Raw genomic sequence first — 26,622 nt, forward strand, 5'->3', positions numbered from 1 at the left:
TAAAATTAATTATTAATATTGGAATTCATAAGTTGAAATTAGTTTCAACTTTTTTTATTTTAAAAATAAATAATTTATAAAAATAAGGCTGTACCAAAAGGTACAGCCTTATTTATCTATTTATAGACTAATCTTCTACTTTTATTTTCATATCAAGATTTGTTTTTATAGGTTCTTGTCCACCAGCTATTAGATGATATTTTATAGAGATATTTCCTCCCTTTTCATTAACATCTAAATCTAACTCTTTTGTTGATGTCTTAAGCTCTAACATTCCATAAGGAGTATTATAAAGAGCCACTTGTGTATTATCTTTTTGGAATTCCATCTTTGTGCTAGTTGTTCCTTCTCTATGTAATACAACTTTATCGCCCTTTATTTTTAGAGTTGTTTTTGTTCCTTCCATTCCTGATATCTCAGTTTCATCATAAGTAGCTATAAATTCATCTCCATTAATAGAAAATTCTCCAACAGTTACAACTTCTATTTTTTCTTTTTCTCCAATATCTTGAGTGCTACATATTGATATTATAGCTTTTTTACTCATAATAATATCCTTTCTAAATCAATTATTGATTTATCATATATTTTTTAAGTTCTTCATCTTTAAATGGAGTTATTGTTATTGTATTAATCTCTCCATTTTTCTCATAATTTATTTCAACAGCGTCGCTATCTTTTTCTTTACAATATCTTCCGCATATTCTAGCAGCAGTTTCTAAATCTTCTTTATTAAATTCTCCTCTTAATATAACAGGAGCCCCAGTAGAATTTTTAGATGTTACTAAAATATCATCTTCTTTTTTAAACTTAACTATTTCTTTCCACTCTTCACCATTTCTAGCTACTATAACTTTATTTTTTGGTGATATTCTCATATGTCTACCATACTTAAGAACTTCAATTTCATCCTTAGCTACTGTTTCTTGATTATCAAGTAAATCACTTAATCTTATTGCATATCCAGGCTCTGTTAATTTACATCCCCCTGCAGGTGATGGATAATCAACTATATTCCACTTTTCAGCAAGCTCCATTTGAGTCTTTCTACTTCTACCTGATATTTTTAATAATTTTTCTCTATCTACTAAGCCATTTAACTCCATCTCTGTAGGCTCTAAGTTTAAAGCACATAATGGTCTTAAGATTTTTTCACTAAATCCTGATTCTTTTTTAACAGTATTTAATGCTTGTCTATTTTGAGACATTGGTCTTTGATTTAAAACTTCACCAGTTATTATAAAGTCAGCGTCAAACTTTTTTAATAATTCTCCTGAATATCTCATCATCATTGCATGACAATCTATACATGGGTTCATATTTTTTCCTCTACCATGTTTAGGGTCCTTAACCATTTCAAAATGTTCTTCTGAAAAATCTACTACCTCTAAAGGCATATCTATTTGTTTACACATTCTCTTTGCATTCTCTTCATTAAAGAAATAAGATTTAAAACATATTCCTATTACCTCTATTCCTTGATCCTTTATTAACTTTGCAGCTAATATACTATCTAATCCACCTGAAACCATGGCTAATGCTCTAGTCATATTTTTTCCTCCTAAAAATCACTTTATTATCATATGTTAATTCTTTTATTTAAATAAATCAATTACCTTAAATTCAAAATTTACGTTATTTTCCTTTTTATTAACACTCTTAAATTCTTCTTCTGATAATACATCCTTCATCTTTTTCTCTGTTTCATCATAGGCAACTTGTCCCTTAGTAACATCTATGAAGCATAAAGGTGGAAACATAACACACCACCAATTTTGACCTTTTCCTTCGCCAATTAGTATTCTATAAGCCTCATATTCTCCTTGTGGTAAAACTATATTGCCATATTCTTTAACAGGAAAATTTTCTCTTGTTAATGTTGTTTCAACAGTATAATCAAATCCCTGTGATTTAATATAATCTTCAGCTATTTTTATAATGTTTTTATCTTCTCTTTTTAATATTTCTCTAGATTCCTCTAAACTTTGTGATTCATTTAATATAGGTGAAATATATTTTAATACCTCATCTTTAACTCTAAGTTTTAAGTCTTGATCTATATCACTATCACTATTGGCTAAAACATGAAATCTTATTAACTTTTCACTTATATCCTCAACAACATTTTCCTCTGTAACACCTAAAGCTTGTTTAATATTTAAAGAACTTCCTACTATAAATAAACATATAACTCCTAAAAATAAAACTGATAATATTTTTTTCATAACAAACACCCCCTGATACCTTGATTATTACCAAGGAGTATTTTTTATATACAATAAAAAAATATTTTTTTATAAATTATTGCTATTTATAGTTCTTGTTATATATACATCTGAATATTTATATTTTCCTTTTAAAAATTCAAAAGCTCTTTGAGCTGTTAGCATATCATCAAAAAAAGCAAATACAGTAGGTCCACTTCCACTCATCATTGCACCTAAGGCTCCACTTTTTCTCATATCTTCTTTTATATTTTTTAATATAGTATGCTTCTTTAAAGTTACATTTTCTAAAACATTTTTCATATTTTTTGATACATAATCTAAATCATCATTTTCCATAGCTTGAATTAAGCCTTCTATATTAACATGTTTTCTTATCTTATTTATATCTAAATTTGTATAAACTTCTTTAGTAGATACCCCAAAATTAGGTTTTAATACAACTAATATTTTATTTTCAAAAGGTTTTAAAGGTGTTATAATCTCTCCAATTCCTTCACATAAAGCAGTTCCACCTTCAATACAATATGGAACATCTGCTCCTATTTTTAGTCCTATTTCTTTTAACACTTCTAAACTAGCATTTACATTAAAAAGCTTATTCATTATAACTAAAACTGCCGCCGCATTAGTACTTCCACCAGCCATACCTGCAGCTACAGGTATATTCTTCTTAATATTAATTTTTACACCATCTTTTATATTAAATTCATCTCTAAATAACACTGCCGCTTTGTATGCTAAGTTTCTTTCATCTGTAGGGACATAATGCTTATTACAAGAAATGCTTATATTACTATCATTACTTTTCTCTATATCTATAACGTCATACAAATCTACTGTTTGCATTATCATTCTTAATAAATGATAGTTATCTTCTCTTTTTCCAATAGCATCTAAGGCTATATTTATTTTTGCATAAGCCTTCATTTTCATATAATCACCCTTCTTACATTAATTAAAGCTAAATATAATTATATTATTTTCTTCTAAAAACATAAAGAGTTAATTAAAATAAAGAGAAATCTTCTAAATTACCTACTAGAAGATTTCTCTTTTAAATTATTTTTACTATATGCTAGCACTTTTTAAATCTTTTGTGCCCTTATTTTTAAATTCATTTATTATATCATATAGAGATTCGTAATCTTCAAAAAACATTATAATAGTTTCACCTTTTTTAGCTAACTTTAAAGTTTCTCTAAGTGCTTCTTCCTCTGACAATATGATTTTTACATTTAAATCTTTTCTATTTGATGATAATACACCTTCGTTTATTATACTAGCAACCTCACCTTTATCTTTTCCTCTTAAGTCTTTATCCTCTTTTATAACTATGGAATCAAAAAAGTCTCCACTTATTCTACCGACTTCTTTCATAGTATTTAAATCTCTATCTCCAGGAACCCCTATTATTCCAGTTATATTTTTTAAACCAAGATTTTTAAGAGAGTCTATAACCACCTTGTATCCATCAATATTATGACCATAATCTAATATTACATTTATACCATTAACGTCAAACATATTAAATCTTCCTCTGTTGTCTTCTTCACAAGATTTAAACTGTTTCAGCCCTTTAGATATGATGCAATAATCAACTTCTATCCCAACTAAGGCTGCACAAGCTGCCATAGCATTCTCTATGTTATGCTTTAGTTTACCATTCATAGTAAACTTCATTTCCTCTGCAGAAGCTATTTTGTATTCTTTACTTCTATTTTTTACATATATAGTTTCATCTCTATAAAACACAATAGGATTTCCATGTTTTAAATTTTCCTGTAGATATTTATTATTTTCATTCATTGAAAATAATATTTTAGGCTTTTTAATTCTATCTAAAACTTTTAAGCTCCATTCATCATCAGCATTTATAACTGAATATCCATTATCTTTTACAGCTTCACCAACTAAAGATTTTACAAAAGACAAATCTTCCATATCATTTATTCCATCTATTCCTAAATGATCCTCTCTTATGTTAGTTATTACTCCTACATCTGCTAAATCATAAGCTAATCCTCTTCTTACCAAGCCACCTCTTGCACTTTCTAAAACTGCTATATCAACCTCTGGATTTAATAATACAGACCTTGCACTATTATATCCTGTGTCATCACCTTTATGTATATACTTATTTCCTATTTTAACTCCGGAAGTCGTTGTACACCCTACATTAAATCCAATTAAATTTAAAACATAAGATATTAATCTTACTGTAGTAGTTTTTCCATTTGTTCCCGTAACTGAAATAACAGGAATATTAGAATAATTCTCTTTAAACATATTATCTAAAATTTTTCTTCCTACATTTCTTTCTTTGCCTATAGTAGGAAAATGATGCATTCTTATTCCTGGGGCTGCGTTAACTTCTAAGATTATTCCATCATTTTCATATAGAGGTTCTGCTATCGATTTTGCACAAATATCTATACCACATATATCTAATCCAATAGTTTTAGCTGCTCTTTCACAAATTTCAATATTTTCTTTACATATTAAGTCAGTATAGTCCTCAGCACTTCCACCTGTAGAAAGATTTGCATTTCCTCTTAAGGTAACTTTTTCTCCATACTCTAAAACTGAGTTTAGAGAATATCCTAGCTTGCTTAATCTATTTATTAATTCTTCATCTATTTTAACCTTTGTTAAAGGTTTTTCATGTCCTTCTCCTCTTAGTGGATTAGCATTCATAGCTTCTATTAAATCTCTAATAGTTCTTACTCCATCACCTGTTATATATGGAGGTTTTCTTAAAGAAACTGCTACTACCTTATAATCCACTAACATTACTCTATAGTCATTTCCAACCTTATATTCTTCTATCATTATTTCTTTACATTCTTTTGTGATTTCAGCATAGGCTCTTAAAAGTTCTTTTTCACTATTTATATTTACAAAAACTCCATTCCCCTTGCTTCCCCATTGTGGTTTTAATACTACAGGATACCCAATTCTATTAACCACTTCAAGAAGATGTATTGTGTTAAATACCTTTTCTCCTCTGGCAACAGGCAAGTTCTGTATATCTAAAAGTTCTTTTGTAAGCATTTTATCACAGGCTATATCTATAGCAATTCCCTTTGTATTATTGCCAATAGTGGCACTAAACCTCTTTCCTGCTTTTCCATAACCTATTTGGTATAAATTTTCGTTTCCTACTGTAATTATAGGAAGACCAACTTCTTTAGCCGCATCACATATAGCCTTTGTTGATGGCCCTATGCTCTCTTCCATAATAACTCTCTTTATTATTTCTATTCTTTCATCAAAGTTAATATCTTTTTTCTTTATTATTGAATTTATCAGATCTATGGCTAATTCAGCTATTAATATTGCTGTTCTTTTTAATTTATATTCAAATATTATGTAATAAAAATCATCCTTTATTTCTCTTGCTTTTCCGTATTTTATATCTATACCTAGTTTATTATGTATTCCTATAATTGTATGTTCACAAACATGAGCTAAGTATGTTCCCTCTTTTAAACGCTGAACAAATCCACCTTCTATGTCTATTCCACACCTATGAGTATATAACTCTGGAACATAACTTAATAACCTTTCATTGAATCCATCAATATCTTTAGTAGGAGTTTCACAATATCCCTCTAAATCAACATCTAATCTAATACATTTTCTATGTGAATATATGTTTCTTCCCTCAAAGATACGTTGATTATTTATCTTCATTTTTATTTCTTTCCTCCTCAAAAGGCACCCTAGTTGATAAATTCATTTTTTTGCCTGCTGTTAATACATGTAACTTTATATTAAATATACTAAATACCTCATCTTGTTTTTTCTCAGATACATTTGTATATTCAATATTTCTTCCATCTACAAAATAAACTGCTCCACTACCAATTACAGTTAATTCATCATCATTAATTACTATAGCAGTATCTTCATCTATACCAATTCCTAAAACTTCAGGATTTTGGCACACTCCTGATAATAATCTACCTATTCTTCCTCTTTGAGCAAAGTGTTGATCTATAAGAGTATTTTTAATTAAACCTAATCCTGCAGACATATTTAGTGTACTCTTTTTAGGTGATTCCTCTTCTTCTCCACCAACTATCATAACATCACTCATAACAGAAGCCCCTGCTGATGTTCCTACAAAGTAACATCCCTCATTACTTCTTTTTTGTAATGTATCATAAAGAGGAGTTCCCCCAATTAAACTAGTTATTCTAAGCTGATCTCCTCCAGTAAAAAATATTACTGAAGCCTCATTTACTAAAGAAATATTATTTTCATCAAAAGCTTCTTCTCTTTCTATGACACGAAGCTCTTTGATTTCTCTTATTCCCATACTTGAAAATATATTTTTATACTGTTCTATGACTATATTAGGTGATTCTGTAGCTATGGTTGCAATCAACATAATTCCTTCAGATTCTTTAAATTTATCTGCTACAAAATTTAATATAATCTTTTCCCCTTTCTTATCTTCTGCTCCACCTATTATTATTAAATTTTTTTTACTACTACTTTTCAAATTATTCACCTCAAATCATGCATTTCTTATTTTTGCCATAAAATTTATATTTATTCATAAAAAAGAGTTTTACGACATAATATCGTAAAACTCTTTTTTTTATAAAACTGCTCTTCCTGGAATCATAATTTTATCGCCAGCATATATAGAATCTGGATCTTCTATATCATTTAATTTAACTAAAGTATCTATTGTTGTCTTATATTTTTTTGCTAAATTCCACAAAGTATCACCTTTTTGAATTGTATATATAGTAATGGATGCTTTCTTTTCAACAGTGTCATCATTTTGTTCAATGTCTTTAACATATTCTTTATCAAAAACATCTGAACATTTAGCATAAAAATATACTACTGCTTTAACTGCTAAGCTATTTCCTTCTATACTACATTGTAAATCTTCTAAATTAGCCTTAGTATCAAAAGTCATACCAGACTGAGAATTTGGCATATCTAAAGCAACTTCAAAAGGAATTTCTCCACTTACTTTATTAAGTCCCTTTTCCTCATCAGTTGTCTTGTATATTGATTCAACAGATAAATTACCTTTTATAACAACCTTTTGATCCATAAAATAGCTTTCCATATCTACTATTTTACCTTTACAATCAACTGTTTGAGTAGCATCTACTCCATTTTTTCCTAAGTCTATATTTCCTTTTATTACTGATTCATTTGAATTTTCACTAACAGCCATATTAATCTTGCAAACTTCCTTTAAAGGCATTACATTTTGCGTTGGTGAATATAAGTCCTCAACTGTTTCTGCAAATTCTAATTTTGATATTGCAACATTTGCATCAACAGATAAATTAACATCTATTATTCTACTTTCCCCTAAATCATTTTGAGAAATCTTCACATCATGACCTTTGATTTCAAAATATCCATTACAATTCATATCTGAATTTACACCTACAACCTCTTCATCATTAGATAAATATAAATCCTCTTCTAAAGCTACAACCTCTCTAGAATCATAAGCTCTATAAAGAACGTTAATTTTAGCCAAGCAAGATGCTTGTACTTTATCTTCTCCTAATTTTATCTCTTGTCTATGAAGCATATATCCACATTTTATTATTTTTCCTATTTGAGGTTTATCCATACCTACGTTTATAGGTAATTCTCCACTCATTGAACAAACCATATTTGTAATATTTTTCTCTATACTTTCTGGTTTTCTTTTTATTTGTAAATCACCTAAACCATCTAATTCTTTAACAACATCTATTTTTTCTTCTTTATAAACCCTGTACTTGGTTCTTAGTTTTCCTTCTACTCTTATCTTTCTTTCATTGATTATGTTCGCATCGATATGTTCTAAATCACATTCCATATCACACATCATACTATGTTCAGCCCCAGCTATATCAATAAAGCTAGAATTTTTTTCTTTATAAATAACGCTATTTATCCCTAAACCTTCTTCTTCTCTAGCTAAGTACATAATATTACACTCAACTTCATATTCTAATAATACTCTATCACTTTGAACTTCTCTGTTAAGCACATATACTTTAGTATCAACTGAAAGTACATCATGAACATCTGGTTGAGTATCTGGTATTAAGTATTCTTCTCTAAAAGGTATATCTAAAGAGTTTTCACTTAAGACCTTCTCAAACCCAAGACTTTCTTTAATAATATCTAAATTAACCAAATGTATCCCTCCTAAATAATCTAATACTATAATATATATGTATGATAATTAATTTATGATAATTCTTATTATTGATACTTTATTTATTTTTTTATTGAAACCCATATTTTATAAACGTTTACATAACTTTTTAAAGTAAAATTAAAATTTTTTATCTTTTTTCGACATTTTTTTATTAAAAGTGTTGACATACTAAAAAATATGTCGTATTATAAAGATGGTTATTGACCATATAACCTCTCATAAATTCTCAATACCCTTTTATACCATAGTTGAAAGATGGAAACCCACCATCTTTCTTTTTTTTGTTAAATAAATAAAACAAAAAAGTTAGCTAATTAATTAGCTAACTTTTTTATTTAACCAACAAAATCTAGTTGAACCGTTTTTGTAAGTACATCTGAATAACTGTATGTCACTTTCCTTTGGGTGTCTTTTTGTAATCTAACTACAAAAATACTTGGGTGAACACTTTCTAGTATTCCTTCATTTTCCAAAATCTTTTTTCTTCCACCATTAGCTCTTAGCTTAACTTTCTCACCTACGTGATCTTCTATGCTTTTTCTGATGGAATTCAATGTAAGTCTGGTACTCATTTTAACACCCTCTTTCTATTATACATTATACACTAAAGGGGATGTTTTTTCAATAAATAAATAATTTTACTATATAAGTCCATGTCTTGTCAACAAAAATATACTATATTTAAACTAAAACATCCAATTATATTATTAACTTAAATGTCTTATTTTATTCTATTAATTTAAATATAGGGATTTTGGATAACCTTCTCTATATTTTCCTCTAGTTTGTAATCCACCAACTCCCTTTATTCCAGTTATTGTATTTTCTATAACATCTTTTATTGAAACAATTTCATCTATTCTTGTATATGCAACTCTTTCACATACTAAAACTGGATCTAAACAATGTATAAGTACTCTATTAGGTGAACTTGCAAAATTAGCCCCTGCTTCTAAAATACTTTCATAACAAGATTGACAAGCACCAGCAAAAATAACAAGCTCATCATAACTTGAATTATAATTTCTTAAAATCTTTACAGATTCAATAAAATACTTTGAGTTTCTATAATTATTTAAATCAAGCATTCCCTTGGAATCTTTAAGAACCCCATCATGGCCAGTTAATACAACTATATCTGGATTATATTCCTTAACTAAAGATAAAATTTTTAAAGGTTGTTCTCTTTCAGATACTGCTATTCCTACAGCATTTAAGTTTAATTGCTTGTACGCCTTTAAGCAGGTTTCCATATATGATGGATCTCCATCTATATGAAGTATTCTCCCAGGTCTTCCAAATACCAACCCTTTTTCTTTTTCTGTCCTTTTTAAATTATCCTCTTCACTTCCTCTTGTCATTAATTGATTATTTTTCTGTTCTCTACTCAAAATTACTTTTTTAATGATATCATTCATTTTAGAATCAAAGGATTTATCCTTATCTCCAGCAAAGTCATCCTCAACTTTTTCTAAATCCTCTCCCTTAGAGTCAGCTATTATCCTTATATGAAGCCCCTTTAAAATATAAGTTATTCCTTCCTCATTTTCTTTAATATCTATAATTTTAAAAGTTATATCCTTACTATATGATTTTCTTACTACTAAATCTCCAACTTTCATATATCTTCTCCTAACTTATATAGTCCTATTATCATAATATGAAGATTTATTTGTAAGTGTGCTGATACTATATACTCATGTAATTTATTGTTTTTTTATTTAAATTAAAAAATATCTATTAAAAATCCAATATAATATTAAATCAACTATAAATCAAAATAAAAAATGGTGCCTAATTAGTAGGCACCTAAAATATAATTATCCAACTTGATTATATTTACTTTTAAATTCTTCAATAAATTTCATATAACTTTCTTTCTCATTAATTATGTTGTTTATTTTATTTATAAAGATATTTTGTCCCCACATAACTTCATTGTAATAGTATCTATTTGCAAGTCTCCAATATCTTTGTGGGAATAACAAGTATGCATATAATACCTCATATTCTTCTTCTCTTAATGGACTTACTGTATTATAAGCATCTATTATGGCCTCTGCATATTCAATATTCCAGTCAACTCTTTTTAAAACCTTCTTCATGAAGTTAGCTATGTCATATGTTCTTATTTCTCTTTTACAATAATCAAAGTCTATTATATATACTTCATTATCATCTCCAATTATTATATTGTGATAAGTATAATCATGATGACAAAATACTTTCTCAGCCTCTGCTTCCTCACATAAACTTAAATACTTTGAATTATTTAATATTTTTGTGGCTCTTATTGCTAACTCCTTATAAAAATCAACATTTTTTATATAAATAATGTCAAAATCTTTTTTTAAATTCTTCTTTCTAGCCATTCCTCTCATTTTTTCTAAGGCTTTGCCTCTCTTCTCCATAAGATATGGCCATCTTCCTAAATCACTTTTTAATTTTGAGTTTTCTGGTGGATCATATCCCTTGCTGGCTTCATGTAATTCAGCTAACTTTTTAGCAGCTAATTTAACCTCTTCTATGTTAGTAAAATCACACTCTCTTCCCTTTATCCAATTTGAAAGAGTATATAAATCCTCATTTACTAGAGCATAAGGTTCATCTTCAATATTTAAGAAATATCTATCTATATGTTCAAATCCATTTTTAGCCAAATGCTCCTTTGCTCCATAAACGAAAAGAAGTTTTTGAGTTCCATAGTTTATCCTTTTTAAACACCTGTCACCCTTATTACTCTTTAAATAATATACACCCTTATTAGGTTTTAATTTTTCTATTTTAATATCAAATTGTCTTTCTATTTCAAACTCTCTCATCATATCTATTCACCCCCTACCATATTTATATGTAACAACCTCTTGTTTTATTAACATTTTATTCCATATATAAATATAATAATATATATTTATACTGAAAGGACATATGCTATGAAAATATGTATTGATGGAAGGGCAGCTACCTTATACCGTGGTACTGGAATTGGTAACTACACTTATCAAATAATAAATAATCTACACCAGATAGATTTTTTAAATGAATATAACATACTTACTCCAGAAGCATCCTCTCTAAAATTACCTAAAAAGAATAACTTTAATTATTTATCCTCAAGTACAAATGATAAGAAAAACTTTTGGGAATTTATAAATGCAAAAAATCCTAAAGAAAATATTATAGGTGATGTATATCATATTCCTCAAAATGGTATAGGCTTTTCAAAACCTAAGGATATAAAGACCGTAATTACCCTACATGATATTATCCCTATGAAAATGCCTGATACAGTTAGTGAAACCTTTTTAAAAATTTTTAATGAAAATATACAAAATATTTTAGATAACACAGATGGAATTATTACAGTTTCTAACTTTTCTAAAGAAGATATAAGTAAAACTTTTTCCTACCCAAAGGAAAAAATATTTGTTACTCATTTGGCCGCTGAAGAAATATATACTCCATTAAATAAATTCCACTCATCTCAATATCTAAAAAAACACTATGGTATAGATAGGGATTTTTTATTATATGTAGGTGGTTTTAGTCCTAGAAAAAATATTTTAGGACTTATTGAAGCCTTTAACTTAGTAAAAAATTCTTATAAAAGAGATTTAAAGCTTGTTATTATAGGAACTAAGGGACCTTCATATGAAATTTACAGAAAAAAAGTAGATGAGTTAAATTTATCTTCATCTGTTATTTTTACTGGATTTATTCCTATAGATGATATGCCTATATTCTATAGTGCTAGTAAAGCATTAGTTTATCCTTCTTTTTATGAAGGCTTTGGACTACCTCCTATAGAATGCATGGCCTGCGGTACTCCTGTAATAGCATCTAATTTAACCTCAATGCCTGAGGTATGCCAAGATGCTGCTCTTTTAGTTGATCCTTATGATGTTGATGAAATAAAGGAAAATATACTGACTTTATTAAATAACCATAAATTTTATTCCCTTATGATTTATAAAGGGCTAAGTCATTCAAGTAAATTTAATTGGAAAAAGACTGCTTATAATACACTTGAGGTCTACAAACATATTTCTTCACAAATTTAAAATATACCCTCTAAAATTTAGTTTTAATATGTCTTATAAAAAAATTTATTATTTTAAAATGAAAAGGTACTGTATAAAAATTTAAACATAAAACTTATAAACTTTAATAGAATTTCTTACTTCTAAGAATCAATTTATAAGTTTTATTAGTTATTTTATACAGTACCTTTTTCTTAGTTTTATTATTTATTTATATGATTTAATAAAATTTCCTTTTCCTTTGTGTACTCTAATTTTCTCTCTAATTTATTTAAGAATGACTCATATTTCCAATCCTTTAATTTATAATAATATTGCATTGAAACAGTATAAAAATCATGAGGGAATCTTAAATATATATACATTAACTCTTTTTCTTCCTTTGATAAGTTATTTAACTTATCATACTTTTCTATAATTGAATCATACATTTCTAAACTAAATCCAAATCTTTTTATACTCTTAATTATAAAATTACATAAGTCTATAACCCTTAAATTTATATTGCAATAATCAAAGTCTATAAAGCTTACCTTATTTTGATTAAATAATATATTATGATAGGCAAGATCATTATGACATAAAGTTATTTTTTCTTTATCTCTACATAAGTCCTCATATTTACTCTTTTCTAATAAATCTATACATTTCTCTACATCACTTAAATGATAATCTACTTCTTTTATAAAGATTTCATCAAATTCATTTTTATACTTATAGCTCTCTACTATTTCATTTAGTCGTTCTAAATCTTTTTTACTATTTTTAAAATAATCTTTTAACTTAAAAAGCTCACTATTTTTTTCATTCATTTCCTTTGAAGTAGCCTCTTGAATTCCCATTCCCGCATTATGAAGTTTAGCTACTGCCTCTGTTATTATTTCTAATTCTATTGGATTAGCTATATTAAATTCAGTTCCTTCAAAGTAGTCTAATAATATATAATCATTTCCCTTCCACTTAAATCTCCACTCTCCATTTGGAAGCTTATTTATTTTTAATATACTATCATATCTTTCCCTTAAGTACTCTGTTGAATGGATTATGAAGTTTAATCTGTCATCATCATAATTTATCATCTTTAAAATCTTCTTACCTTGCTTTGTATCTAATAAAAATACATTTCTATTTGGTCTTAAATCAAATATATCTAGTCCTAAAGCTTCAAATAATTTAATATCTAGATCATATCTACATAAATATTTCTCATCTTTATATCTAATCTTATTCATAAACCTCTCCCCCTACTATATAAGATAATCTTTAACTAATAATTCTTCTAATTCATTACTTTTAATCTTTAAATTCTTTATATAATTATTTTGCAAATACCTCATTGAATTATATGGATACTGAATCAATGAGTTTATATAAACATAACTTTTAAAATCTAAGTTTTCTTTCTCTACTACTTCAAGAAGTAAATCCTTTAATTCATCCTTATAGTTTCCTCTTATCTTTTTTAAGTAGTTATAATAATCATCTTCCACCATATTAAATTTTATATCCTCTGTATTTTTTATAAAAATCCTTTTATCTCCATTCTTAACTTCATAATATATCCTACCAATACATACTTCTTCCCTTTCCATAGCTCTTCTTATAAGCTCTTTATAACTAATATTATAAATACATTCTAAGCTTTTTTTTGAGGCATCTAAGACCTTATTAATCAATCCATTACTTTCTTCTATTCTCTCTACTCTTCTACTCCAAAGTTTAAAAATTTGAACCTGTTTCCATATATCATTTCTAAATTTAAATCTTATCCTATTTTCCTCTTTTAAAAATTCCTTGTGAATCTCACTTAGAGTATTTAAATACTCTAATGGATCATAAAATCTTAATTCCCTTTTTTCTCTTTCTATTTCTTTTCTAGGTAATACCTCTATATTATTTTCTCTTAAAAACAATTCTAATTTTTCACTCAAATTTAAATCACCTCAAAGTAAAATTGCTTAATTCATCAACAAAGTTCTGTCTAAACTCTCTATCTTTTTCGTATTTACCTAGTTTCTTTAAAAAATGTTCTTCTTCCCAAGGCTGTTGTTCCCAATAATATTGAAGTCCTAATTGCCAATAAGCTTGAGGAAATTCAATAAAAGAAGCCATAATAGGGAAATCTTCATTTCTTACTTCTTTATTCTTTGAATAACTCTCTATTATATATTTAAATAAATTTAAGTCCCATCTCCCCTCTTTCATTGTTCTAATGCATATGCTACTTAAATCATGTAAGTGAGAATCTAAAATACAGTAATCAAAGTCTATTATATTTATTTCATTATTTTCTAATAAAAGCACATTATGATTTGCATAGTCATGATGACAAAAGCCTAATTTTTTAACTTCCTTTTTCATATAGTCAAAATATCCACTAGTTTTTATATGAAAAAGTGTTCTCTCAACTCTTTTTAACTCCTCATCCATAATAGAAAGATATAACTTATCAAAGTCTGACATATATGCTTTCTGATATATTCTTTTCTTAAAATCAAGAATTTCTTCTCCCCTTGTCTCAAAGATCTTATACCACTTACCCCATGCTATTCTAGGCTTAAGATCTCTATTTATAACAAACCCTTCACTACTATTATGTAGTTCACTAAGCTTTTCAGCGGCTAAGCTTAAATCTAATTTATTTTTATAATCACATTCTCTACATTTTACCCAAGGAGTTAAGTAAGCTAATTTATCACCTAGCTTTATATAATCTTTTCCATCAATAGTATCTAATATTTTAGGAATTGAATTAAAGCCATTTTTTATAAGATGCTTTTGAGCAGAAACTATAAAATAAAAATGAGGATATTGATACTTTATTACCTTCAAACAATACTCCTCATCACTGGTTATAATTTTATATGTGTTTTTCACTTTTATTACTTCTTTGACTTCTATACCATAGTTAAGTAAGATTTTATCCTTTATATAATCATGTTCCATAAACTTACTCCTACTTTCACTTTTTAATTAGTATATGTTCCTTAAATTCTTCTTGTTACATGCACATTTTATATTATTTATTAATATTATTAATTATAATGATTATATTTCTAAGGAGTGGAATCTTAATGTATAACTTAATAGATGCAAGAGGTGCAACTTGGTATAGAGGGACAGGTATAGGAACATACACATATAACCTATTAACAAACATATTAAAATTAGATAAGGATTCATCTTATGATTTATTATGCTCTGGAGAAAAAATACCTGAGTTTGAAACTGAAAATACTAAAATAATAATGTCTTCTAGAAAACATCAACGTTTTTTTGAAGATTACTATATACCATCCTATGGAATAAAAGAAAATATAGATTTACTTCACCTTCCTCAAAATGGACTTGGACTTTCCTCTGAAGGAAACTTTGCAAAATTGGTTACTATTCATGACTTAATTCCTTACATTTTACCTGAAACCGTTGGTAAAGGTTACTTAAAAAAATTTCTTCAAAGTATGCCTGAAATAATTGATAATTCAACAGGAATAATCACTGTATCAGAATACTCTAAAAGTGATATTCTAAGATTTTTCCCACACTTTCCTGCTGAAAATATTTTTGTAACTCCACTGGCAGCTAATGAAAATTATAAACCTTTAGATAAGGAAAAATGCCTATTTGATGTTAATAAGAGATTTGATTTTAATGGACCATTTATTATGTATATAGGTGGCTTTAGCTTAAGAAAGAATGTTAAGGGACTAGTTGATGCCTTTAACAGTATTCATAAAAATATTGATGAAAATTATAAACTTTTAATTGTAGGCGGATTAAGAGACGAGGGATTAAAATTAAAGGCCTATACTGAAAGTTTACCTATAAAAGATAAGGTTATTTTCACTGGATTTATAGAGGATGAATATTTACCAACCTTATATAACGCAACTACCCTCTTTGTTTATCCTTCTCTATATGAGGGTTTTGGTTTACCTCCTTTAGAAGCTATGAGTTGTAAGACTGCAGTTTTAACCTCAAATATAACTTCTATTCCTGAAGTAGTTCCATTTAAAGAAAGCTTAGTTAATCCAAATAACCCCAAGGAATTATCTTCAAAACTAGAAAATCTATTAAATGATTCAAAACTTAGAAATAATTTAGAAGATATATGTTTTGAAAGAAGCAAAGAATTTACTTGGAAAAAAACAGCAAAGAAAACCTTAGAGGTATATAAAAAGGTAGTAGAAATCTCTAAAAACTCATTAATAAAAGCATAAAAATTTATTTTTTCAAAAATTATAGTTAATAAATAAAACTTATAAATATATTAGGAGAATTAATGAATTTTAACTAAAAGTCTAAAGTTTAATTTAAAACCTTTAAAAGAATTATTTTATAAACTAGCTTAATGTCTAAAATTCATTTAAATATTCTCTTAATATTATTTATAAGTTTTTATTTTCATAAAGATATTTTAATTGATAACTTTATAATTTTTCCTAAAAGCAATTTAATTTGCCATGTTTCTATGATAATCTAAGTTATTTAAAGCTTTCATATGCTTTAATAGGTAGTTAGCTGTTATTCCAATAAAAATGCCAGTTCCTATACCTGCTATAGATAAAAAAGGAAGATAACTTAATATGCCTATATTTTTAATTACAATAGCTGTAACAATTAATTGTCCTAAATTATGAAATACTCCCCCAACAGTGCTAACTCCAATAGCCGACACCTTTTCTTTTAATATATTCTTAGTTAAAATCATTCCTAAGAAACTTAAAATCGTTCCTCCTAATCCAAAAATAAATGTAGAAACTGATCCCATAATAAGGGTTGATAAAATTAATTTCAAAAATATTAACCATAGGCATTCTTTATAATTGTCTAAGGTATATAGTCCTATAACCACTATTAAATTAGCTAATCCTAACTTTGCTCCTGGAGTAATAAAAGGCATAGGTATCATACTTTCAAAAATATATAAAACTAAAGCTTGTGCAACTAATACCCCTATATAAATTAACTTTTTAGTCTTCATGATATATAACTCCCCTTTTTAATTATTAATACTCCAATTAGAATTTTATTTTATTAAACACCTCATTGTCTTAGTCGTCTTATCTGTTGCACCTTATTAGAATTCTATTTTATTAAATACTAAATTTTGTTACTAAAATTCTATAGTATTATAAAATTTAAATCCTAAGCTTTTTGATTTAAACTTAATTTCTTAGTAAGATAATATGCACTCTCCTTCTTCATCACCTTTAATTTCAATAAAAACCCTATTAGGTAGGCATACTATACTTTCTCCTATCTTACTTATCTTTCCTTGTCTCATACACACTTTATCTGTACAATTTGAATGATTCATATATACCTGCCCTTTATTTATACAAATCTCATTAATCTCTAATCCCTCTTCAATTTTAATAATCTTATTAAGATTTTCCTTAAGCTCTAAACTTTCATATTCTTCTCCATTAACACTTATAATTACTCTTTTTAAATCTCCACTATTATTACTTGAAATAAGAAGTCTAATAGGCATTAAAGATAGAATTATTAAAACTATAATTATAATCAAATCCCACTTTTTCATAATAAACTCTCCCCTATTAACAGTTCCTTGTTATGTATATATGATTTTAAAGTTAAAATTATTTGTTTTATTGCTCTTTAAGGAATTTTTTTAATATTAAAAAGTATATTTATAGTAACAAAATTATTTAGGAGGAATTTATGAAAAAGAAATTTTTTGCTCTTATATTATCTACTTTAGTAGCTTCTAACTTTATTGCTTGTGGAGCTTCAAACAACTCTAAATTAAAAGATGGGGACTATACTGTAGAAACTGCTAAGGCTGATGACCATGGCTATAAAGCTAAACTAAGTATAAAAGTTTCAGATGGTAAAATAACTGAAGCAAAATATAATGAATTTAATGGTGAAACTAATGCTATGAAACGTGAAGATAAAGATTATAATGAAAAAATGACAGGAGTTTCAGGAATTGGACCTGCTGAATATGAACCTCAACTTGAGAAAGCCTTAATAGAAAAACAATCTTCTGACATAGACGTTATTACAGGAGCAACAAGTTCTTCTAATCAATTCAAAAAATTAGCTGAGAAAGTATTAAAGAATGCTGAAGAGGGAAAAACTGAAGCAACTTTAGTAGACTAGGTAAAACATATTATCTTATTTCTAGGAGGGTAAAATGGAGAACTTAAGACATATTTGTATTTTTCTATGTATGGTTTTAACTTTCACTTTAAATGGATGCTCCATAAAAAAAGAACCTATAAGTAAATCTAGTTTTTTTATGGGGACAATAGTAAATATAACTTTATATGATAAATTTGATGAAGGAATCATAGATAAGGCATTTAATAAAATAAGTGAAATTGAATCATTATTAAGTTTAAATATACAAAACTCTGAAATTAATAAAATAAATGAAAAGTCTGGTATAGAACCAGTAAAGGTTACCCAAACCACCTTTGACATAATAGAAAAATCACTAGAATACTCTAAAGCTTCTAAAGGAAACTTTGATATAACTATTGGGCCTTTAGTTAATCTATGGGGAATAGGAAGTGAAGATGCAAGAGTTCCTGATAATAATGAAATATTAGATACCATAAAATTAATAAATTATGAAAATATTATTTTAGATAAGGAAAATACCACTGTATTTTTAAAAGAAGAAAATATGGTTTTAGACTTAGGTGCTATAGCTAAGGGATATATAGCAGATCTTATTTCAGATATATTAATAGAGGAAGGTGTATCTAAGGCTATTATTGACTTAGGTGGCAATATTTTTGCCCTAGGTGAGAAAAATAAAAATGAAAATTGGACAATAGGAATACAAAATCCTTTTGAAAACAGAGGTGCTCCCCTAGGAACTTTAAGTATATGTAATAAATCAGTAGTTACCTCTGGGATCTATGAACGTTATTTAGAAATTAATAATACTAAATATCATCACATTTTAAACCCTAAAACCGGATATCCCTATGATAATAATTTAGCTTCTGTAACCATAGTTTCTTCAAAATCTATAGATGGTGATGCCCTTTCAACCTCAACCTTTGGTATGGGCCTTTCAGATGGCTTAGAGTTAATTGAATCACTTCCTGAAATAGAAGGTATTTTTGTAACTAAATCTAAAGAAATCTTCATATCAAAGGGACTAAAAAATAATTTTAAATTACTTGATAATTCTTTTAAAATAGCAAATTAAACAAAAATTTATATAAATTATTAAAACATAGCTTTTTATTAAAATTAATATTTCCTTTAAATAAAAAGCTATGTTCTAATTAAATGTTTATAAAAAAACTATAGGACTTTACCCTTAAAAAATTAAGATTCTAAAACTGGAATATTTTCTTCACTTTGACTTTCATCATTTAAGTTTTCTTCTGTCTTTCTATGTACTATTAAAGCTACAACCATGGCAGTTATACCAGCTATTAATTTTGATGCTATATAAATATTTATAATCTCAGGTGTCTTAAGAGATACAAAACCTAGCTGTCCTCCAATTACAAAGGCTCCACTTACACTAAAGGCAGTTAAGGCTATTCTTCCCTTAGAGCTCATCTTATTAAAACTTTGGAATAATATTATATTTGAAGCAAGAGTTCCTAAAAAAGCCGCAATAGAAAACTCATCTATATTTATCTTTTCTCCTATTTTACTTAAGACCTTTGAAAACTTTTCTGTTATAAAATTAATTAAAGGATATGCTCCTCCTAAGAATATAGCTATTTTACCAACCACACTTAAAGCCTCATCTATAGGTAAAATACTTCCTATAGGCTTTATTCCTATAATAGATAAAAATCCTAAAACTAAAAGCCCCAATATACTAACAAGCTGTATAAGCTTACCTAATTTAATAAAGAATTTTACTGTCGTATCTTTAAACTTATTCATAAAAACTGCTAATAATATAGCAAATATTATTAATGGCAAAATATTAAATAGTAATAATTTAATATCAACTCCTAAAAATAAACCTGCAACTATTGGCGCTATAGGTAAAGTCATTATTCCATATAATAAACCTGTTGTTAGGTCTTCAAGATACTTCTCCTCTATAATTCCTAAAGCTAAGGGAATAGAAAAGCTTATGGTAGCCCCTAAAGTCGAAGCTATTATTACCCCAGAAATCCAATACATGTGAATATTTGATGATAAACTTTCTGCAATTCCTAAGGCTCCCATATCTACAGCTAAAAACATTGATGGAAATATGGATGAATCAATTCCTAGAAAATTGCTTATTGGAGTTAATAAGAATCCTATGCCTTCTCCTATTAAAGGCGAAAGAGAATATATCCCTACCATGGATATAGCTATTGATCCCATAGATATCATTCCCTCTTTAAATTTATCTCCCAACCCCAATTTATTATTATTTATGTAATCAAATCCACTAATTACAAAGAAAATACCTATTATACCAAGCACTAATTTCTCCAAATACTCTCCTCCTTAAAACCTCACTATTTTTTTAGTATATTTGACTAACTTATTCAATTCAATATATATATATTTAAATTTTCAATTTATTAAATATATAAATAAAAATCGTATAAGGCCCTTTTTAAAAAGACTTCTTATACGATTCCCTATTGAAATTTATTACAAATTATTTGTGGATAATTCCTTATTATCCATTAGTGCTAAGGCTTGATTTAAAATCCTATTCCCATTCATAGTTCCATAATCTGCACTATTTATAAGAGTTATTGGTATATTACTATCTACTTTTTTTCTTAAACTATTAAATAAATACCTTACTTGAGGCCCTAACATTATTATATCTGCCTCTTTTTCATATTTTTTAAGCTCATATTCTCCTATTGCAACTATAGAACAATCAATTCCTAATTCCTTTGCAGCTTTTCTCATTTTAGAAACTAATAAAGATGTAGACATTCCTAGTGTACATAATAATACTACTTTTTTCATATATAATCCTCCTAAACTAATACCATTCTTTGCTTACACCATGTATTTTTATTTTAGATAAAATATATATTTAAAATGACTATTACTACTATTCTATAGTCAAATATAATAATTAACAATGAATTTCTTTGAATATATTTGATTTTTATCTAAAATTTTACATTTTATTTTCAATAAAAAAGATGTATATCAAAATAATAAAATTATTTGATATACATCCTTTATTAAACTAATTAGCAACTAATGTTAAATTTAAGTTTACTTTCTTACCATCTCTAATTATTTCAACTGGTACTGAATCTCCATCATTATATTGACTTTTAACTTGATTTAATTCTTCTAAAGTTTTTACTCTTTTTCCACCAAATTCAACTATTAAGTCACCTATTTTTAATCCTGCTTTTTCTGCTGGACTAAACTCTTGTACTCCTACAACATAAACTCCTTCTTCTAGCTTATTTTCTTTTGCTAATTCTGGAGTAACAGTTCTAGCTGTAATACCAAGTTTTAATATTGGCTTTGATAATGAACCTAATCTTGTTTTAACTTCATTTATAGGAATTGCAAATCCTATACCTTCAATATCTTCACCAACTTTTTTAGCAGTGTTTATTCCAATAACTTCTCCCTTAGAGTTTATTAATGGACCACCACTATTACCAGGGTTAATAGCTGCATCTGTTTGTATATAATCTAATACATTTCCGTTTTCAGTCTTCATCTTTCTATTTGGTGAACTTACTATACCCTTAGTTACTGTTGAACTAAATTCTTTTCCTAGAGGATTTCCTATAGCAATTACTTCTTCACCAGCTTTAACTGTAGATGAATCTCCTAATTGTGCTATTCCAGGCATTTTAACATCGTCTGTTATTTTTATTACTGCGATATCTCTTTCTGCATCGTAATTTACAACCTTAGCATTTACTTCTTTTCCATCAGAGAATATTACTTTAACTTCTTGAGCTCCATTTATAACATGGTAATTTGTAACTACATATCCATCTTCATTTATTATAAATCCAGATCCTAATCCTTCTTGTTCTTTTACATTAAAGAATTGGTCTCTTACTAAGCTCTTTGTGGATACTCCTACAACGGCAGGTGTAACTTTTTCAACTACTTGTGGAACAGTTAATGCTCCATCTTCCCCTTTAAAGGCTGGTGGATTAACTGAGGTATTACTATTATTCTCTAGTGTACTTACTGGTATGCTATTTTTAAAAGCATAATAAACTCCGCCAGCACCTATAGCTCCTCCTATTATAGCAACTATGACAGCACCTGCTACTAGAGCTATTCCTCTTTTAAATCCACTCTTTTTCTTTACTTTTTTGTTTTTACTATTATCATTAGATTCTTTTGAGCTTTTTGATTTTACGTCAGAGAAGTTTTTATCATCCTCTTTTTTAACTTCATCTTTTGAATTAATTTCATTATCTATATTTAATTGCTGAGTTTCATCTATGTTAGTTTGCTTCGTATCATTATTTGACTCTATATTTTCTTTGTCTTTTATGTCCTTATCTGAATCTAAAGTTTTATTTTCTTTATCATCAAAACCAAAGTAGTCATTTAAGTTTTCATCTTTTTTATTGAAATCACTCATTGTTCATACCCTCCTAAACATTTGTTTTCCACATGTTTATAATAACCATTTTTTGTGTCATTTATATGTCATGTTTATGTCATTTCTATGTCATAGGATATGTCTATATTCTTAGGCTAATTCTGCTCTTCCAAGCTATTATCTTGAATAAATCTTATGCTATCTAAAAATAATTCTGGCTTTTCTAAAGGTATAACATCTGTCTTATTCTTAGCATTTATTATTTGAACTTTATTGTCTAAAGTGAGTTTCTTTAAACTTTCTTGCTCCTTAGTAAAAGCATTATCATTAACTATTATGCTCAAAGGTTTACCATTTAATAAACCAGATTTTTGTGAATTACTACTTTGCTCTAAAATATTTGTAAGCTCACTATAGTATCCACTATTATAATCACTTTTTGTTCTTAAAATATTATAAACCTTAAGATTTTCATTACTTAAATTTTCCCCTAAACCATTTGGATTTTTTAACATACCAAATTTATTCATTATTGATGTTAATCCAAAGTATGAACCATACTTTTGTATAAATCTACTGATTTTTTGACTTGAATACTGTTTCATATAGTCTTTATTTTTACTTAAAGCTTCTTCACTTATTGGATCTACGAGAATAACTCCTTGAACTAAGTCAGGATAAAGTTCAGCAAAGTTACACATTACTAATCCACCATATCCTTCTCCAACAAGTATGTATGGTCCACCAATACCTGATTTTTTAAGAATCATTCTAAGATGCTGAGCTTGTTCTTTAACACCATCATCCTTTACTGATTCTGAAAAACCATATCCTGGTCTATCATAAGAAAAAGTTCTATACCCATATTCCTTTTCTATAAGCTCTTGAACCTTACTCCATTCACTTAATCCTAAACCTATATCAGAACTCATTATTATAGTTGGTTTACTTTCTCCTTGGAAATTATAATAATTTTTTTTACTATCAATTCTTACATACTTGGTATCTGGTTCTATTTTTTTACTATCGATTTTGTTTAATATCATTTGATAAGCAAAGCCTATAAATACTAGAGCTAATATAAATATAAAAATATTCCTAATTACGTTTATAGGCTTTATTTTTATATTCTTGTTCATTTTATGAAATCCATTTGAGTACGGAATAAACCTCATTGATAATTCAGCCCCTATCTTTCTCCTAATCTTAAATTAGGTTTTGCGTTAAGACTCATTTCAGATACATTTCCCTTTAATAATTCAAAATATGCAGCACTTCCTATCATGGCAGCATTATCTGTACAAAGTATTGGTGATGGGAATAAAACCTTTATTCCTCTCTTTTCTCCTTCTCTAAGAAGATTTTCTCTTAAAGCACTATTAGAAGCAACTCCACCTGCAATGGCTATTTTATCTGCCTTTCTCATCTTACAAGTTTTTATTGCATTATCAGTTAATACTTCAACTACGGCCTTTTGGAAACTAGCTACAACATCAGCTTTATTTATTTCTTCATTTTTCATTTCCATCTTATTTAGATAATTTAATACAGCTGATTTAACTCCACTAAATGAAAAATCTAAGGTATCATCATGGAAATTAGCTTTTGGGAATTTTATAGCATCACTATTTCCTTCCTTAGCTAATTTATCTATTTTAGGTCCTCCTGGATATCCTAATCCTACGGCTCTTGCTACCTTGTCAAAAGCTTCTCCTGCTGCATCATCTCTTGTTTCACCTATTATTTCAAACTTTCCATAGTCTTCAACATGGACTACAAAAGTGTGTCCTCCTGAAACAACTAAACAAACAAAAGGTGGTTCTAAGTCTTTATGATCTATAAAGTTAGCACTTATATGCCCTTCTATATGGTTAACTCCTATTAATGGTTTATCTAAAGAGTATGCTAATCCTTTAGCATATTGAAGTCCTACTAAAAGTGCTCCAACTAAACCAGGACCATATGTAACTGCTATTGCATCTATGTCATCAAATGTTACTCCTGCAACTTCTAAGGCTTCCTCTACTACTGCATTTATAGCTTCTATGTGTTTTCTTGATGCAACCTCTGGAACTACTCCACCAAATTTTGTATGTATATCTATCTGAGAAGATATTATATTTGATAAAACTTCTCTACCATTGACTACTACAGCTGCCGCTGTTTCGTCACAACTACTTTCTATTGCTAATATAATTTTTTTATCCATTTTTATCCCTCTTAATTTTAATTTTTCATGTAAACATAGAGTATTATACTTTATCTGTTAAATACTTTCAAGAAATGTAAATACATAATGTTACATTATGATATAATCTATATTATTATATCATATGATTGGAGGTTTACTATGAATTCATACGCAAAAGTTATAGTAAAAGGCTCACCTATTACTAAATCAAATTTTAAGCTATCAAATGCACAGGGTAGAGCAATTTTACCATCCAATTCTGGGAAATATCATGATAGATATGCATTATATGAAGAGCAAATTGCTTACGAAGCAAGAATTCAAAATCCTAATGTTATTTTAGAAGAATCTTTAATAGCAGTATTAAAAGTTTATTATAAAAGTTCTAAGAGACATCCCGATACAGGTAACATAACAAAAAGTATCTTCGATGGAATTGAAAAGAGTGGATTAATAATAAATGATATGCAAATAAGAAGAATAATAACAGAAGAATTTTATGATAAAGAAAATCCTAGATTTGAATTAGAGCTTTTTGGTGAAAGTTCTTATAGTTTTAATTATGAAATAAATAAACGTGAAGAAAAAGTTGAAAAACTTCTTTATTCACCACCACCTAATAAAAAAAGAAAAACTACTAATACTAATAAAGAAGAAAAAAGTTCTTCCATAAATAAAGAAAGTTCAAATAAGGTATGTGCTATTTGTAATAAAGCTATTATTGGAAATGATTTTGTTACAGCTAATAAAGGGACAACCATTATTTGCAAAAAATGTTTACTAAGAATGTAGGTGATTATATGAATATAATTTGTATAGGTGACTCTCTTACCTTTGGCTATGGTGTAGGACAAGAAAATTCTTGGGTTTCTCTTTTAAATGATGAAAAAAACAAATTCATAAACAAAGGGGTTAATGGTGACACTTCAACTGGTATTTTATCTAGAATATATGAAATCTTAAAATCAAGTGATTCTAAGATTTGTTTAATTATGTGTGGCTCAAATGATATTATAATGAATAAATCTATTAGTTCAATTATTGATAATATAAGGTTAATGACTGATGATTGTAATTCACTTAATATAAAACCAATAATTTTATCTCCGCCTAAAATATATGGTGATTTAGCTATTAAAAGGTGGGATTCTTCTATTGATTATGAAAAATGTAATTCTAAGCTAGAGAATTATACTAGAGAATTAAATTTATTCTGTGAAAAAAACAATTTGTTATTTATAGACTTAAACTCTAATCTTCCTTTTGATTCTTTAAATTATACTGATGGATTGCACTTAAGCATAAAAGGAAATATATTAGTATCTAACTTAGTAAAAATGAGTTTAAAAAATTATCTTTAATTCTATACCTTTGAAATTTTTAAAATTTCACTAAAACAAATATTTCTTTGTAATTATAACCTTCTTTAAAGCATAAAATAAGACTAAAATTCAGAATTAACTTAA

26 protein-coding genes are annotated in these 26,622 nt (G+C 27.4%); 6 read left to right on the plus strand and 20 right to left on the minus strand.

Features of this window, described 5'->3' with window-relative positions; genetic code table 11:
* Positions 1 to 127: 127 nt before the first annotated feature.
* From CPF_RS12060 to CPF_RS12105, 10 genes are all read right to left on the minus strand, one after another.
* Positions 128 to 547: a DUF1934 domain-containing protein gene (locus CPF_RS12060; RefSeq protein ID WP_003452275.1), complete on the minus strand. Its 420-nt coding sequence runs from the start codon at positions 545 to 547 to the stop codon at positions 128 to 130.
* 22 nt (positions 548 to 569) lie between these two features.
* Complete coding sequence (locus tag CPF_RS12065) at positions 570 to 1,550, minus strand: tRNA 4-thiouridine(8) synthase ThiI (protein ID WP_011591068.1); 981 nt, start codon at positions 1,548 to 1,550, stop codon at positions 570 to 572.
* 45 nt (positions 1,551 to 1,595) lie between these two features.
* Entirely contained in the window at positions 1,596 to 2,225 is a 630-nt protein-coding gene (spoIIR, locus tag CPF_RS12070; RefSeq protein ID WP_011591069.1) for a stage II sporulation protein R, read from the minus strand.
* Positions 2,226 to 2,294: 69 nt separating this feature from the next.
* Complete coding sequence (ispE, locus tag CPF_RS12075; RefSeq protein WP_003471015.1) at positions 2,295 to 3,161, minus strand: 4-(cytidine 5'-diphospho)-2-C-methyl-D-erythritol kinase; 867 nt, start codon at positions 3,159 to 3,161, stop codon at positions 2,295 to 2,297.
* A gap of 135 nt (positions 3,162 to 3,296) precedes the next feature.
* Entirely contained in the window at positions 3,297 to 5,921 is a 2,625-nt protein-coding gene (cphA, locus tag CPF_RS12080; RefSeq protein WP_011591070.1) for a cyanophycin synthetase, read from the minus strand.
* Entirely contained in the window at positions 5,908 to 6,735 is an 828-nt protein-coding gene (locus CPF_RS12085; RefSeq protein ID WP_025648404.1) for a cyanophycinase, read from the minus strand. Before CPF_RS12085 ends, cphA begins: the two co-directional genes overlap by 14 nt.
* Before the next feature lie 99 nt (positions 6,736 to 6,834).
* The gene (locus tag CPF_RS12090) at positions 6,835 to 8,397 is read right to left on the minus strand and encodes a DUF3794 and LysM peptidoglycan-binding domain-containing protein (RefSeq protein WP_003457329.1); all 1,563 of its coding nucleotides are present in this window, start codon (positions 8,395 to 8,397) and stop codon (positions 6,835 to 6,837) included.
* 359 nt (positions 8,398 to 8,756) lie between these two features.
* Complete coding sequence (locus tag CPF_RS12095; RefSeq protein WP_003462688.1) at positions 8,757 to 8,993, minus strand: Veg family protein; 237 nt, start codon at positions 8,991 to 8,993, stop codon at positions 8,757 to 8,759.
* Between the two features lie 162 nt (positions 8,994 to 9,155).
* Positions 9,156 to 10,043, minus strand: a complete 888-nt coding sequence (gene yabG / locus CPF_RS12100; RefSeq protein ID WP_003452445.1) for a sporulation peptidase YabG — start codon at positions 10,041 to 10,043, stop codon at positions 9,156 to 9,158.
* A 198-nt stretch (positions 10,044 to 10,241) separates the two neighbouring features.
* The gene (locus tag CPF_RS12105; protein ID WP_003457404.1) at positions 10,242 to 11,246 is read right to left on the minus strand and encodes a CotS family spore coat protein; all 1,005 of its coding nucleotides are present in this window, start codon (positions 11,244 to 11,246) and stop codon (positions 10,242 to 10,244) included.
* Between the two features lie 108 nt (positions 11,247 to 11,354).
* On the opposite strand from CPF_RS12105, the gene CPF_RS12110 reads away from it, so the two are divergent.
* Complete coding sequence (locus CPF_RS12110; protein ID WP_011591072.1) at positions 11,355 to 12,482, plus strand: glycosyltransferase family 4 protein; 1,128 nt, start codon at positions 11,355 to 11,357, stop codon at positions 12,480 to 12,482.
* A 182-nt stretch (positions 12,483 to 12,664) separates the two neighbouring features.
* Here the strand turns inward: CPF_RS12110 and CPF_RS12115 are convergent, their stop codons facing one another.
* Genes CPF_RS12115 through CPF_RS12125 form a run of 3 tightly spaced genes read right to left on the minus strand, consistent with a single transcriptional unit; the run spans position 12,665 to position 15,407 of the window.
* The gene (locus tag CPF_RS12115) at positions 12,665 to 13,693 is read right to left on the minus strand and encodes a CotS family spore coat protein (protein WP_011591073.1); all 1,029 of its coding nucleotides are present in this window, start codon (positions 13,691 to 13,693) and stop codon (positions 12,665 to 12,667) included.
* A gap of 15 nt (positions 13,694 to 13,708) precedes the next feature.
* On the minus strand, positions 13,709 to 14,392 hold the full coding sequence (locus CPF_RS12120) for a hypothetical protein (protein WP_011591074.1): 684 nt from the start codon (positions 14,390 to 14,392) through the stop codon (positions 13,709 to 13,711).
* Between the two features lie 7 nt (positions 14,393 to 14,399).
* On the minus strand, positions 14,400 to 15,407 hold the full coding sequence (locus CPF_RS12125; RefSeq protein WP_011591075.1) for a CotS family spore coat protein: 1,008 nt from the start codon (positions 15,405 to 15,407) through the stop codon (positions 14,400 to 14,402).
* A 128-nt stretch (positions 15,408 to 15,535) separates the two neighbouring features.
* Between CPF_RS12125 and CPF_RS12130 the strand changes: the two genes are divergently transcribed.
* Positions 15,536 to 16,681, plus strand: coding sequence for a glycosyltransferase family 4 protein (locus CPF_RS12130; protein ID WP_011591076.1), 1,146 nt, complete (start codon positions 15,536 to 15,538; stop codon positions 16,679 to 16,681).
* 233 nt (positions 16,682 to 16,914) lie between these two features.
* Here CPF_RS12130 and CPF_RS12135 read toward each other — a convergent pair whose 3' ends face one another.
* Positions 16,915 to 17,445, minus strand: coding sequence for a Gx transporter family protein (locus CPF_RS12135; protein ID WP_003457337.1), 531 nt, complete (start codon positions 17,443 to 17,445; stop codon positions 16,915 to 16,917).
* Between the two features lie 192 nt (positions 17,446 to 17,637).
* Positions 17,638 to 18,009 (minus strand): NusG domain II-containing protein, encoded by a 372-nt coding sequence (locus CPF_RS12140; RefSeq protein WP_011591077.1) that lies wholly within the window; start codon positions 18,007 to 18,009, stop codon positions 17,638 to 17,640.
* 140 nt (positions 18,010 to 18,149) lie between these two features.
* Here CPF_RS12140 and CPF_RS12145 point away from each other — a divergent pair, with 140 nt between their 5' ends.
* Both CPF_RS12145 and CPF_RS12150 read left to right on the plus strand, forming a co-directional pair.
* Positions 18,150 to 18,593, plus strand: coding sequence for an FMN-binding protein (locus CPF_RS12145; RefSeq protein WP_003457393.1), 444 nt, complete (start codon positions 18,150 to 18,152; stop codon positions 18,591 to 18,593).
* 34 nt (positions 18,594 to 18,627) lie between these two features.
* On the plus strand, positions 18,628 to 19,656 hold the full coding sequence (locus CPF_RS12150; protein WP_011591078.1) for an FAD:protein FMN transferase: 1,029 nt from the start codon (positions 18,628 to 18,630) through the stop codon (positions 19,654 to 19,656).
* 122 nt (positions 19,657 to 19,778) lie between these two features.
* On the opposite strand, the gene eutH is transcribed toward CPF_RS12150, so the two are convergent.
* The 5 genes from eutH to tsaD form a co-directional block, all read right to left on the minus strand.
* On the minus strand, positions 19,779 to 20,903 hold the full coding sequence (gene eutH, locus CPF_RS12155; RefSeq protein ID WP_011591079.1) for an ethanolamine utilization protein EutH: 1,125 nt from the start codon (positions 20,901 to 20,903) through the stop codon (positions 19,779 to 19,781).
* Positions 20,904 to 21,065: 162 nt separating this feature from the next.
* A complete protein-coding gene (locus tag CPF_RS12160; RefSeq protein ID WP_003470977.1) occupies positions 21,066 to 21,395 on the minus strand; it encodes a PTS sugar transporter subunit IIB in 330 nt (109 codons plus the stop codon).
* A 229-nt stretch (positions 21,396 to 21,624) separates the two neighbouring features.
* Positions 21,625 to 23,004: a S1C family serine protease gene (locus tag CPF_RS12165; protein WP_011591080.1), complete on the minus strand. Its 1,380-nt coding sequence runs from the start codon at positions 23,002 to 23,004 to the stop codon at positions 21,625 to 21,627.
* A 116-nt stretch (positions 23,005 to 23,120) separates the two neighbouring features.
* Positions 23,121 to 24,140 (minus strand): alpha/beta hydrolase, encoded by a 1,020-nt coding sequence (locus tag CPF_RS12170; RefSeq protein ID WP_041702724.1) that lies wholly within the window; start codon positions 24,138 to 24,140, stop codon positions 23,121 to 23,123.
* 14 nt (positions 24,141 to 24,154) lie between these two features.
* Entirely contained in the window at positions 24,155 to 25,174 is a 1,020-nt protein-coding gene (gene tsaD / locus CPF_RS12175) for a tRNA (adenosine(37)-N6)-threonylcarbamoyltransferase complex transferase subunit TsaD (protein ID WP_003452273.1), read from the minus strand.
* A 141-nt stretch (positions 25,175 to 25,315) separates the two neighbouring features.
* Here tsaD and CPF_RS12180 point away from each other — a divergent pair, with 141 nt between their 5' ends.
* On the plus strand, positions 25,316 to 25,948 hold the full coding sequence (locus CPF_RS12180; protein WP_003471106.1) for a RusA family crossover junction endodeoxyribonuclease: 633 nt from the start codon (positions 25,316 to 25,318) through the stop codon (positions 25,946 to 25,948).
* Between the two features lie 8 nt (positions 25,949 to 25,956).
* Complete coding sequence (locus CPF_RS12185) at positions 25,957 to 26,517, plus strand: SGNH/GDSL hydrolase family protein (protein WP_003457357.1); 561 nt, start codon at positions 25,957 to 25,959, stop codon at positions 26,515 to 26,517.
* Positions 26,518 to 26,622: the final 105 nt, after the last annotated feature.

Source organism: Clostridium perfringens ATCC 13124, from assembly GCF_000013285.1.
In the GTDB taxonomy this organism is placed as follows: Bacteria; Bacillota; Clostridia; order Clostridiales; family Clostridiaceae; genus Sarcina; species Sarcina perfringens.